Annotated in this window: 12 protein-coding genes; 4 read left to right on the top strand and 8 right to left on the bottom strand. The window is 38.6% G+C overall.

Going from position 1 to position 12,318, the window contains the following annotated elements:
- Nucleotides 1-48: 48 nt before the first annotated feature.
- The gene (locus B1C82_RS14230; RefSeq protein ID WP_086448179.1) at nucleotides 49-498 is read left to right on the top strand and encodes an SRPBCC domain-containing protein; all 450 of its coding nucleotides are present in this window, start codon (nucleotides 49-51) and stop codon (nucleotides 496-498) included.
- Nucleotides 499-505: 7 nt separating this feature from the next.
- Here the strand turns inward: B1C82_RS14230 and B1C82_RS14225 are convergent, their stop codons facing one another.
- From B1C82_RS14225 to B1C82_RS14215, 3 genes are read right to left on the bottom strand one after another with little or no spacing between them, the layout of a single operon-like run.
- The gene (locus B1C82_RS14225; protein WP_086448178.1) at nucleotides 506-1,330 is read right to left on the bottom strand and encodes an SDR family NAD(P)-dependent oxidoreductase; all 825 of its coding nucleotides are present in this window, start codon (nucleotides 1,328-1,330) and stop codon (nucleotides 506-508) included.
- A 2-nt stretch (nucleotides 1,331-1,332) separates the two neighbouring features.
- The gene (locus tag B1C82_RS14220) at nucleotides 1,333-3,165 is read right to left on the bottom strand and encodes an alpha/beta hydrolase (RefSeq protein WP_086448177.1); all 1,833 of its coding nucleotides are present in this window, start codon (nucleotides 3,163-3,165) and stop codon (nucleotides 1,333-1,335) included.
- Between the two features lie 9 nt (nucleotides 3,166-3,174).
- The gene (locus tag B1C82_RS14215; protein WP_086448176.1) at nucleotides 3,175-4,902 is read right to left on the bottom strand and encodes a GMC oxidoreductase; all 1,728 of its coding nucleotides are present in this window, start codon (nucleotides 4,900-4,902) and stop codon (nucleotides 3,175-3,177) included.
- Between the two features lie 104 nt (nucleotides 4,903-5,006).
- Here B1C82_RS14215 and B1C82_RS14210 point away from each other — a divergent pair, with 104 nt between their 5' ends.
- Nucleotides 5,007-6,536 carry a metallophosphoesterase gene (locus tag B1C82_RS14210; RefSeq protein WP_086448175.1) on the top strand — a complete coding sequence of 510 codons (1,530 nt, stop codon included), beginning with the start codon at nucleotides 5,007-5,009 and terminating at the stop codon, nucleotides 6,534-6,536.
- Between the two features lies 1 nt (nucleotide 6,537).
- On the opposite strand, the gene B1C82_RS14205 is transcribed toward B1C82_RS14210, so the two are convergent.
- Nucleotides 6,538-7,377, bottom strand: a complete 840-nt coding sequence (locus B1C82_RS14205) for a sterol desaturase family protein (RefSeq protein WP_086448174.1) — start codon at nucleotides 7,375-7,377, stop codon at nucleotides 6,538-6,540.
- A 98-nt stretch (nucleotides 7,378-7,475) separates the two neighbouring features.
- Between B1C82_RS14205 and B1C82_RS14200 the strand changes: the two genes are divergently transcribed.
- Both B1C82_RS14200 and B1C82_RS14195 read left to right on the top strand, forming a co-directional pair.
- A complete protein-coding gene (locus B1C82_RS14200) occupies nucleotides 7,476-8,096 on the top strand; it encodes an adenylate/guanylate cyclase domain-containing protein (protein ID WP_086448173.1) in 621 nt (206 codons plus the stop codon).
- Between the two features lie 71 nt (nucleotides 8,097-8,167).
- Nucleotides 8,168-9,322, top strand: coding sequence for a hypothetical protein (locus B1C82_RS14195; RefSeq protein ID WP_234008424.1), 1,155 nt, complete (start codon nucleotides 8,168-8,170; stop codon nucleotides 9,320-9,322).
- A gap of 13 nt (nucleotides 9,323-9,335) precedes the next feature.
- Here B1C82_RS14195 and B1C82_RS14190 read toward each other — a convergent pair whose 3' ends face one another.
- From B1C82_RS14190 to rpsL, 4 genes are all read right to left on the bottom strand, one after another.
- Complete coding sequence (locus B1C82_RS14190; RefSeq protein ID WP_086448172.1) at nucleotides 9,336-10,100, bottom strand: hypothetical protein; 765 nt, start codon at nucleotides 10,098-10,100, stop codon at nucleotides 9,336-9,338.
- A 61-nt stretch (nucleotides 10,101-10,161) separates the two neighbouring features.
- A complete protein-coding gene (locus B1C82_RS14185; protein ID WP_086448614.1) occupies nucleotides 10,162-11,289 on the bottom strand; it encodes a catalase family protein in 1,128 nt (375 codons plus the stop codon).
- 152 nt (nucleotides 11,290-11,441) lie between these two features.
- Entirely contained in the window at nucleotides 11,442-11,915 is a 474-nt protein-coding gene (rpsG, locus tag B1C82_RS14180) for a 30S ribosomal protein S7 (RefSeq protein WP_008594381.1), read from the bottom strand.
- Between the two features lie 12 nt (nucleotides 11,916-11,927).
- Nucleotides 11,928-12,302 carry a 30S ribosomal protein S12 gene (rpsL, locus tag B1C82_RS14175; RefSeq protein ID WP_008596375.1) on the bottom strand — a complete coding sequence of 125 codons (375 nt, stop codon included), beginning with the start codon at nucleotides 12,300-12,302 and terminating at the stop codon, nucleotides 11,928-11,930.
- Between the last annotated feature and the right edge of the window lie 16 nt (nucleotides 12,303-12,318).

Below are 12,318 nucleotides of genomic sequence, written 5' to 3'. Positions count from 1 at the left end.
CATTTATTAGATGGACATTTTTCAGATAGAACATCAGATATGTGACGAATGAATCCTCAAACAATCGTCACCTCGATAGAAATCCAGGCATCCCCTGAAAAAATTTGGAGTATTTTTACCGACTTCTCCAAGTTTCCTTCTTGGAACCCATTCTTAAAAAGGATTCTCGGCAAACCAGTGCAAGACGGAACCATTATTGTTTTCGATTATTATTTTACGGGAGTCTATTTGCCCACCAAGGCATTGATATACGAACTCACCAATTCTAAATCCATATCTTGGAAAGGCGCCTTTCCACTTTTTTTCAAATACATGTTCGCCGGAGATCATCGTTTCACTTTAGAAAAGATCACCCCTGGTCGCACCAAATTCAGCCATACTGCGATCTTAACTGGGATTATGCCTAGTGTATTTAGTTCGCATATCCAGACCGCCGTACGTAATTCACATATAAAAATGAATCAAAGATTAAAAGAGTTAAGCGAAGACAATTTCTAATTCGCTATTAATCAAAAACTCCTTTTCTTTTCCATGATTCGAAATTTCGAATTCCTTTTTTGGCCATAATCGGATAGATCAAAGACAATAAAGATGGGAATAATAACGCAACTCTAGCCAATAAACCTTGAGAATACGGAACGTAAATCTCAGCTTTATCAGTTTGGATCGCTCTCCAAATTGATTTTGCAACCGCAGAAGGTGGTAAGGGTGGATTTAGATAAGCCATTGGAGAACTATCTCTAGATGCCATATACTTGGTCATCGGAGATTGTATAGTTCCTGGAAGAATAGAACTAACGCGTATTCCAATCTCCTTCCATTCTAGATATAAACTAAGAGCAAAACCTCTAAGCGCAAATTTAGTCGCACTATATATGGAATGATGAGGAGCAGGAACAATTCCTGCGAGAGAAGACAAGATGACCAGTTTACCTTTAGATTTTTTGAGATGAGGCATTCCCAATTTAGTCAACCGAATAGTGCCAATGACATTAATTCCTATCTGTTCATCAATTTCCTCTTGGGTGAGGTTCTCAAATTTAGAAGGTCTCATGATCCCTGCGTTATTCACAAGAACGTCGATCTTTCCAAATTGTTTAATACATTCTTTTATTGCTTTTTCCGAATCAGCGGCATTAGAGATATCACAAGGAAAAACTATATGATCTTTTCCTAATGTTTCTGCAAACTTCTTCAAATCTGAAGCCTGCTTCTGTAGATCAGTTAAAAAGAGAAGATACCCTTTTTTGGACAGAAGGGTCGCCGTTTCTCTGCCAATCCCTCCCGCTGCTCCTGTTAGAAAAACGACTGGGCGGTTTTCCGTAGACATATTTAACCTTTTTTCACTCCATTGGAATTCTTACGCAGAAACTCCACTATCCTTGGAAAAACGTCTTTATCGCTCTTTTTTCCCATGAGAGTATCTTGATGGCCATAACCCTCTGCGATAAACAGTTCGTTTCTATTTCCCGGATTCAAACGATTTAATGTTTCATAAGCTATAATATTAGAATCTTTGAATACTTTATTTTGGTCACCTGTCATAAACAGAACGGGTGTTTTGATGTCAGATGCCTTATCTAGATAATTATTCGGCAGAGATTCATAACGAGTATCAGTAGGCGTATACTTGATCATAGCCTTTCGACCTACTGCTTTTCTAATATGTCTGTAATAATTCATTGAAGTCGCGCCGAATAGATCCCCCACTCTTCTATGAGTTATATCTGGAAGATTCGCATGCTCATAACAAGCAGGCCATCCAGTACCCCACATCAAACTCAACATATGACAAGCGGGTTCATCACATTCGTGATGGAATAAACTTACAAACTTAGCAAGAACCTTACCAGATGCAAATCCAGGAAGATAATGCCAACGAGGATTCACATTCGGAAACCTGAAAACAGACTCCATCAAAAAGGGGGAGAACGCCAACTTGATCTTAGACCAAGTAGGAACATTGGGAGTAAGAGATACACTATTAGAGACAACGCTAGTTACTCCATCTATCTTTCCTCCGAACAAACTCATAAAAAATGAGATAGACCCAACACAATGTACCACAAAATGGATCCTTTTTCCTGCGCCAACTGCGTCTCTCACTACTTTTAAAGCAGCAGGTACATCATAAAGAGCGATATCATCTAAAGTATATCTATGAGGGAAAAGATTATAATTAAAACGTAAACTTCCTCTCCAGTCGAAACTCCAAACATCTGTAAATCCATTCTCATGCAGATATGTCACAAGATTTTTATGCTCAGGCATAACAAACATGTCTGTAGAAGTAGTAAGCCCGTGCATAAGAACTACAACGTCCTTACTTTCTTTCTTCTGAAAACGTACTAAATTAAGAGAAATTTTGTCTTCTGTAGTGAATGGATGAAAAGTGATCTTGGAATTTTTCACCCCGTCCAAAGTGAATACAGGGATATCTCTTTCTCTCCAAAGTTCCGGTTCTGCTCTTCTAAATTGTGCTCCATAAATTTCCCACAGATTCCCCATGAATAATTCACCGAATCTAAATAGAGCGTCTTTTCTTTCCGAAAAAGTGCGACCATTTGACTTAAAAGTCGTCATCTGCTTAATAAAATCTTTTTCTAATATATGCAAGATCCCTTTAGCGAGAACATTAGCTTTAGGTTCCGCTTTTTCATCCACATACCCTTCATACACAGTTGTATAAAGGGTAGAAGTATCTCTCCAGATATTCAAGATGCCATCGTCTACTACCTTCTTGAATCCGTTTAAGGTGATCTTCTTTCCTGCTTTGTTCTTCAGGAACAGACGGTATTTCATATGTTTTTCATTGGCAGAAGGTTTGCCATAGTCCACGAAACAATTGAAGACACCTTTTTCCACTTCGAATCTTCCGCCCAGAGGCTGGCATTCAACCCAACCGATCGCCTCTCCAGTTTCATTTGGATCATATACAAAGAACTGAGTATCAGTCACTCGTATCGTTAGGTGAAACATCAGATAGTTTCCAGCTTTCTTTCCAGCGGCATAATCTTCTTGGTAATTAAAGGATCCTGGCATGGAAACGAAACCTTTCATCTCCTCCGTGAATTCCAAACTTACTGGATGCGAATTGACTCCTGTTTTGCCTAACTTAGATTTACCGGCACTTTTCTTTGATTTCTTTTTCGTCGCTATAGCCAATCGAATATCCTACCTTAAACTTGCACTCGGCTTCTTGCCGGTAATACCTTCTGCCACCATTTCCGAAAGAGCAGAAATAGTCATAGAAGGGTTAGCACCTACTGCAGTTGGCAACAAACTGCCATCCGCAACATACAAACCTTCGTAACCGAAAACCTTACCGAAAGTTTTAAGATCTGAAGAACAAACTCCCGTATTCGCCGAGGGTCCAAGCACGCATCCGCCCAGAGGATGGACAGTAACGTTATTACGTACAGGCCAAGAATACGTCGGCATCGGGAATCTTGTCTTTGCATCTGTGAATTTCGCGAACCTCTTGTTCACATCCATTATGGTATTATAAAGTGTTAGGTTCTCTTTCTGAGGCCATTGAATTTGAAGATTACCATTTTTATCCAAATACATTTTCCCATCGGAAGTATCTATTCCCATACAAAGAAGAACTGCAGATGTATAGGAAAGGTCTCCTTTCAAGGCTTCACTCAAAAGAAACCCTACTCTACCGAAAATTTTGCCGCTTATGATACTTTTGAAAAGTTCTCCGATAAAATGAAAAACATACTTCAATCTGAAGATGATTGGGATCGCACCAGAGACAAAATAAGAAGCAAATACTGGATAACTTGCATCTTCCAATAAGAAGGCTTTTTTTGAATCGAATCCGGAAAATAAATTATAATCCGTATACTGAGTGATCACTGGACCATAATTTGGATCCGCAGGTTTCTTTCCTTTCGCAGCAAAGGAAAGAAAGTCTCCGTTCCCTGAGAATTGTGTTCCTAATTTATCAGAGATCTTTGGTAAAGTCTTAAACTTAGTTTTACATTTAAGTAGAAGTTCCGTAGAACCCAAAGTTCCTGCGGAAACTACGATACGTTTTGTGTCGGCAAAAGATTCGGAAGTTTTTCCGTTTTGCAAATTCAGATAATGAACTCTAAAACCGTATTCTCCTGACTGAGAAGGATCTTCTTCTCCTTTGCCATTTAAGGGAACAATTTTGGTAGCAAGATGTTCTGTCTTGATCTCAGCTTTGTTGGAGTTCCTAGCCACAAAAAGATAATTTAGATCTAGGGTGTTCTTAGAGTGAGTATTACATCCTACATCACATTCTGCGCAGTAAGTACAAGACGTTTGGACCGCTCCGAAGCGGTTTTTTTCCTGAACTCCTATTGGAGTCGGCTTTTTAAAATCGTTCCCGAAAAATACATTAATATCGGCTCTTTTAGAAACTCTTGATTCATGTTTAGCAAAATGTTCATATAATTCAGTACGAACCACTTTACGTCTATCTTCCCCAGTATCCGGAATAGGTCTGGAGCCCAAGATATCTTTTACTATTTTATAATAAGGTTTTAAATGTTTCTTTTTAATAGTTTCGGGCCAACGATGATCAAAAATATGGTCGGGTGGTTCCAGAAACACGTTTGCATAGATCAAAGAACCTCCGCCTAAACCAGCGGAAAGAACTACATCAAGTTTTGGATAATTACGAATATCGAATAATCCAGTTTGCCTGCCTGCTCTTTTAAACTTAGAAGATCGAGGAATACGACCTTCTTCCGGAATGTTCCAGAAGTTTTTAGACATTCCCTCTGGAGATCTTGGGAACGAACCTTTAGGATATTCTTTCCCTCGTTCGAGTACTAAAACTTTGCCTGGCCATTTTTTTGATAAACGACAGGCATTGATCGAACCGCCGAATCCAGTTCCGATTATTATAGCCTCGTAAAGTTTCAAGTAGACCTCCTAACGCCGAAAAATCTACTTATTTGCCGCATTTACCTAAAAATAGCAATAATTAATTGATTTTATTAACGTTTTTTGAATGATTCACATCCTAAATGCCAAAGAGTAAAATTAAATATATTGTTATCTCCGACATTCACCTTGGAGCATATAACAGTTTACTTACATACATCGAAGAGTTCCCTGATCCAGTAAAAGATTCCGATAGATTCAAAGTAAATCCTCAGAAAACTTCTCCTGCACTTGCAGAACTTCTAAACTGTTTAAAACACATCGTTCAATCAGTGAACGGTTCTTCTAAACCGCCTCAATTCATATTATTAGGTGACGTGCTTGAATTAGCATTAGGTGATATTAACGAAGCTTCCATGACCTTCGAAAGATTTTTGGAGATCGCATATAAAGAAACGAAACATCATTTTTCGGATAGTATTCTCTATATTCCCGGAAATCACGATCACCACCTTTGGGAAACCGCGAGAGAAAAACAATATATGGATTATATCGCGAACCTAAAGCCAAATCAATATATCAATCAAACTTGGCACACCACAAAAATGGTTAACCCAGACTTTATTCAATCCGATCTTCTTACTGGAATTTTAAGAAGGAATAAAAAATTAAAGAAAGCAGAAGCTGTGATCGCCTATCCAAATTTGGAAATTTCTTCCAAGAATGGGAAACGTTCAGTGTTCTTAACTCATGGGCATTTTTTAGAAAATATTTATTCTTTAATGAGCACGGTCCAAAGGGTCCTATTACCCGAAATTGACGAAGATGCTGATAAACCAAAACCCACTCAATCTGTTTGGACAAAGATGGGAAATTATATTCCTTTCCGAAAACAGAAAGAAGTTCCAAATCCGACGTCCATTTACGTATTAGAGAGAGAAAATTTTGCATGGATTGACTTCTTCTGGTCCACACTGGGAAGATCAGGAAAAGTTGGGACGGGTATCGGACTAATTTACGATATGCTGCAAGATGAAAAAGCAGTAAGTAAATTAGCGAAGAATGTAGCAGACTATGCAGTTCGAAATCTAAAAGTGGCGCTTTTTCTCAAAACAATCTTTGCATGGGTTCTTCAGTCCGTTCTCACAAAGATCGTAATAAAAGTGGGACAAGCAGAAAGAGGAATGTCCAATTCTGTTCTGAGCGATGAAGTAGTTCATAATATGGATTCCTATCTAGGAGAAACTCTTCCCGCACAATGGAAAGCAGAGACTAAAAAAACCAAAAGGGAATTCCCGAGCGATTATACTTTGATTTTTGGGCATACACATAAACCATTTGCGGTGGAGACCCAAGACCTGGGCCTGAAGATTTCAGACAAAGAAGTATTCAATACAGGCGGCTGGGTAGTAGATACGATCCAACCAATGTCCTCCCACGGAGGAGCAGTATTATTTATAGACGAGGACGCAAACGTCGCTTCATTTAAAGTTTATACTGAGGGAGAAATAAAACCAAGCTTCTTAGTTCCCGATGGAAAAACGAACCCTATGTATGAAACGCTAGTAGAAAGTATAGATCTTCAAAATAAAAAGTTCGAAGCCTTATCCAAATCTCTGGAAGGAGAAATACGGCTAAGAAGAAAATTCTTAAAAGTCAGAATTAAAGAATAAATTAATATTTCTGCATATAAGCGGAGGAGATAACGGGAATCTCCTCCCTCTTCTCTACTTTTCTGCTATTTTCAAAAACTTGGGAATAATCCTTAAAATTCGTTCCCATAATTCTATCCCAAAAATTAAAATAAAGACTATAGTTGCCATGAAACTTCTGGTGATGGAGATTATGATGGGTAGAAGTGTTAATCCATTTCAAAATTGGATGAGTGGTCCAACCCTTAGGGAAGAACTCATACCCCAAATGCCACCAGATATTCATGATCATTGCATAAAAAGTATGGATTAGAAAAACATAAAAGTGCAAAGGAAGGATACAAAGGGCAGGAACTACATATACACCTTCCAAAAAAGCCTCCGCCCAATGGAAATTATAGGCCGCCAAAGGAGATGGGTTTACTGATCTATGATGAACAGAATGAATATAAGGATAAATTTTTCGATGATGCATGATCCTATGTACCCAATAAAACCAAGTCTCATGCCAGATCGTAAGTAATGCGAAACTAAATGATGCATAACCCATTCCATACTCCGTAAAATCCTTATACGTTCTAAGATGAAGTATCTTCAATTTCCCAAGGACATATACAGTAACAGCAATCGAGCTGAACATAGTAAGAGTGATTGCAGATTGTTTTAATTCGAAGATAATCCTTTCCTTTTTAGGGAAATCTTTTTGGATCCTGAATTTTTGAAAAAAGTCCTTTTTCCAAACCCAGAAGATCAGAAATGCAATACCTGCTATAGGATAATAACGCAGGAAATTCATTTTCAATTGATAAAGAGCAAAGCCGGAAATACAATATTCCCAACTTAATTCACAAACGAATCTCATTCCAACCTTCCTTCTTTAGGATAACCGATTTTAAAGATTTAGTCTCTCAAAAAATGGGTCGACGGATTCAGACAAAAGCGATCCACTAATCGATTCTTATGGCATTCAAGAGAAGTATATTCGCAAGCGCATCCGAAGACAGATTAGAAAACCTAGTTTTAGAAAGATTAAAGCCTGGGGCCGATAAAGAAAAAATAGATGCCCGAATCTGGGACCTATTCGGAGAAGTTTGGTGTATTATGTTCACTGACCTCTCTGGGTTTTCGAGAGGTGTCGAAAAATTCGGGATCATCCATTTTCTACAAACTATCCATGAATCCGAAAGAGTTTTAGTGCCGATCATAGAAGACCACGATGGAATACTTCTCAAATCAGAAGGAGATAGTTTTTTAGTGATCTTCCGAAACGTGGCAAAAGGACTACAAGCAGCGATCAGAATGCAAAAAGAATTATTGGAATACAATAAAGACAAGATCCCGGAAGAAAAGATACTTCTATGCGTGGGATTAGGCTACGGAAAAGTTTTGAAGATCGGAGACTCGGATGTTTTCGGCTCAGAAGTAAATACAGCAAGTAAGTTGGGCGAAGATACTGCAGAAGCAGGAGAGATCCTAATTACCCAAACCGTTTTTGATAATGCACAAGAAACCGGTTTAAAGTTCGAAGCTATCAAAGATATTCCTGCAGGGACTGCGGGAGCGTTTAGGGTTATTTATTAGAAAAATAGAAATATTTTTTAGAAAGCTGGCAAGATGTTTCAAACGCCGTATATAATGTAAGGGGTCTTTCAATGTTGAAAATGAAATCTGTATACATACTTCTTATCCTAACTTGCTTAAGTTCCGTAGCAGCAGAATCTTCTTACGAAAAGGAAATCATCCAATCTGTGAATTCCTTGCGATCTATTTCTCCGACAAGCGACCAGGAAAAACTGAAAACATATAATGAGATGATGGATAATAACTGGTCTGTCTTTTCCAAAGATAAGAGTGATTCAGTCCCGATAATCGTTCGGATTCTGGAAGAGGAAATTCAATCCAAAGAACCGAATCATTTAGTTCTTTTAGATTTGGGATATTTCATCGCTCTTTCGGATAAAAAATCGGAAAGAACTCCTATCATTTTAAAGGTCTATGAGAAAATCGATCCGAAACAACCTATCGTTTCCGCCAATAGCCAACAATACTTTCAATTTTCTCTTTTCCTAAGTTATAGACAGACCCCGGGACTTTTAGGTCTGATAGACGAAAGATTTTTGCGTTCTGAAGCTAAAGCGTTCTTTATTCCTCAGCATGTAATAAGTGTAGATGGTCATGGACAAAGAACATTTCTTTACGGAGTTTATGGGAAGGAAAGTGTTCCACATCTTTTAGGACAACTCGTAAAAACGAATGATGTAAAAATCAAAAGATCGATCACAAGTATCTTAAGAAGAATCTGCACACCAGAATGCGCACAAGGGATCTTCGAATTCCTAAAAACCGAAAAGGACCATGAAAACTTTGTTAATGGCACCTATATTCTTTTGGATAATGCTGGCCCAAAAGGAAGAGAACTTTATCTGGAACTTAAACCGGAGAATTTGCCGGCAAAAACATCGGAGTATTTTAAGAGCGAGCAGGAATATGCGAGAAACCAAACCTACGAGTTTCTCTTATCGAAAATAGAGAGGAAATTTGGAAAAAGTACAAACCAATTCTCCAAGTCAGAACTGATCGATCAAATAGAGCTAATGATTCGGAATAAGGGAGCAAGTCGAACTATCCATCCTATTGATATCTTGAAGAGTTCGGTCGATAGAGAAATATTGATCGAAAAACTTATAGAAGCGAGAAGAAACTGTTTTCTACGAACCAACCAGCACGGATTAGAAGATATAGATATCACTAATCTTATCTTAAATGTTCTATATTTCGAAAAGGAGAAAAAGAACGAGATTCTCTGACTGCAAAGTTGCCTCAATCATACGATTCGATCTTCGATTCAGCCATATCGAATAGAACTGATTTAGGAAACCAAGCGCTAGTATAACCTCTACCCTTATAAAAGCAGCCTCCTCCCCAATCTAAAGGAATATCCGCGTAAAACCAAATTTCGGATTTTCCTTTAGGATCTTTACTTCCTTCCGTTTTTGCAAGGAGCACTAATTTCGATTTTTCTGGGAATCTATCCGTTTGGATCCTTTTATCATCTTCATTAGTATTACAAATTATAGATGGAAATTCATAACCTGGGCCTATCCTTGCCGGACTTGATTTGGATAAGTATTTTGCTTTTCCTGGAATGGTCTTAACTGGAATACCTTCGATCTTTCTATCTGTGGATTCAGGAAGAAGAAATCCGCCAAAGTAGTTTGCATCATTAGAACAGTATAATTTTGCATAATAACGGAGAGAATATTTTGTAGGAACAATTCGACAGGTTCGATTGGCTTGAAAATCATTTGGCTTACACACTTCATCTTCGGAAGCCTTCAATATGATCTTATCCGATTCTATCTTATAAGTTCCGGAGTATCCTCCGCATCCATCTCCATCGTAATTTTCGAAAAATGTAAAGTCTTCTCTGAATTCTAAATACCAACCGAATGTTCTATTCTCCGGTCCCCAATAGATTCCTAATATAGTTTCTTTTTTTAATTGGAGAGTGGCTCTATTCTCTGCGAAAAGGTTTGAATAGATTCCGCAGAGAATCAAAAAGATCGCCAAAAGTTTGTGTATCATAAATTACCAATAGTTAAGCCAGGTTTATATGACTTAGCCTAACTCAATGGAGAACGAGCGTTTAAGGAATTAATTTAGAAGGAATATCCTTCTTATCTATTTCCTTTCTCTGGGTTTTATTCTGCCCATGTCTATAATCGGAAATCGCTTGATAAACAGATTTTCTAACTCGATTAATTCCGCCTAACGGTCTATGCTCTTGGAGAGAATGCCAAGGAGTGTAAGATACGTTTTCACAAAGTGAATCCATCTTTTCATTTGTAAATTCCTGCTTAGGTATCAAGATATCTGCAACAGGATAAAATGGAGAAACTTCTTCATCCCAAACAATGGCCGGATCTTCTACCGGCATAGACTTAGGATCTTTTTGGATTTGGACCATAAAAGTGAAACAAGCGGAAGATTCCTTCAGTTGTTTACTCATTGTATCTCTTAGATAGTTTTCGGTTGGACTATCAGGGATTTCCGATTTTGTTTCAGAACACGGTTTTACAGAATATTTAACTGCCCTACCTTCTCCAAAAGCATACGGAGTGGTAGACCAATAACGAATTTCTAATGGACTGGAGATTTTTTTGCCACGGATGGCTCTCACTTTGGAAAGGCCGCCTAACTTCCATCCAAATGGATTCCAGCCAAAAAAATAAGAACCTGGTTTTCCTGCAAACGCAGCTTCAAATAAAGCCAAGTATTCATCAGGCGCACCAACGGGAAGAACAGGATGATTGATCAGCAAGAAATCTTGAGTTGTCTCTTTTGCTTCCTCGCTTAGGATTTTCTTTCCGGGAATATCAAAAAGTTTGATCCCTACACCTCGAATATCCCCTTCCAGATCTGCTTTCGGTTTTTGAGATCCATTAGAAAAACGAATTAAACTTTGATATGATTTCCCTGGCTGGAAAACTCCCAATCTAAACTGAGAGTCTAGATCCTTTTTTACAGTAAAAGTAGCAGCCACACAGCCATGATGTTTAGGATGCGCATCCCTTCTTACAACGGCCCCATCTTTATACGATTCCTTAAGGGAAGTGAGAGTCAGTTCCAAAGTTCGCTTAGCGATAGATTCTTCTTCTGGAAAAGGGTATTCTTTTCCTATTTCAGCGGAATCCGGAATTTTTACGTAAGGTCCTCCGCAGGAAAGTGAAAGTATTATAAAGAATAGATATAAGATAGAAAGTTTTTGTCCCATGACCTGATTCTTTCCAAAGAAATTCTTTTGTCCATAAAAGAAGCAGGAAATCTGATTAGGCATAGAGAAATAAAAAAGGGACTCTTTTAGGAGTCCCTTCATTAAACCTGTTCGCGGTCTCATGCAACCGCAAACTATAAGTTAAAAGATTCTTACCAGCGATAGTGGCTGAATGCTTTGTTAGCATCTGCCATTTTACGGATATCTTCTTTCTTCTTAATTGCTGCTCCGGTGCCTTTTTGAGCCTCGATAAATTCTGCAGCAAGCTTGTTAGCCATACCCTTTTCGTTTCTGTCTCTGGAATAACGGATTAACCATCTGATTCCAAGAGCTAAACGTCTTTCCGGACGAACTTCGATCGGAACTTGGTAGGTAACACCACCCACGCGGCGGGATTTTACTTCCACTTGTGGTTTAACGTTTTCTAATGCTTCTTTAAAAGTTACGTAAGGATCGTTTCCAGTCTTCTTTTGGATCAGATCCAGAGCGTCATAAAACAAAGATTCTGCTACGGATTTTTTTCCGTCCAACATCAAGCAGTTGATAAACTTCGCGATGTTTGCATCTCCATAAACCGAATCCGGTTGGATCTTGCGCGGTTCTACTTTTCCTCTTCTTCTAGACATTCCTAAACTCCCTTACGCCTTAGGTTTTTTCGTTCCATACTTAGAACGACTCTTACGACGTTTATCGATACCGAGAGTATCCAAGGTACCACGGATAATATGATAACGAACCCCTGGAAGGTCTTTTACCCTTCCCCCGCGGATAAGAACAACGTTGTGCTCTTGCAGGTTATGTCCCTCACCGGGAATATAAGCGGTCACTTCGATACCGGTTGTTAAACGAACCCTTGCAACTTTTCTCAAAGCTGAGTTAGGTTTTTTCGGTGTGAAGGTTGTCACCTTCGTGCAAACGCCTCTACGTTGAGGACTGCTTTTTAATGCAGGAGATTTAGATTTGTTAACCTGTTTCTTCCTGCCGTGACGTATAAGTTGGCTAATTGTAGGCATGAGTTTCTTCTTTTTA

Origin of the sequence: Leptospira venezuelensis (genome assembly GCF_002150035.1) — a bacterium.
GTDB lineage: Bacteria > Spirochaetota > Leptospiria > Leptospirales > Leptospiraceae > Leptospira_B > Leptospira_B venezuelensis.
Note: the sequence above shows the minus strand (reverse complement) of the source record. Positions and strands in the feature narration are given on the sequence as shown.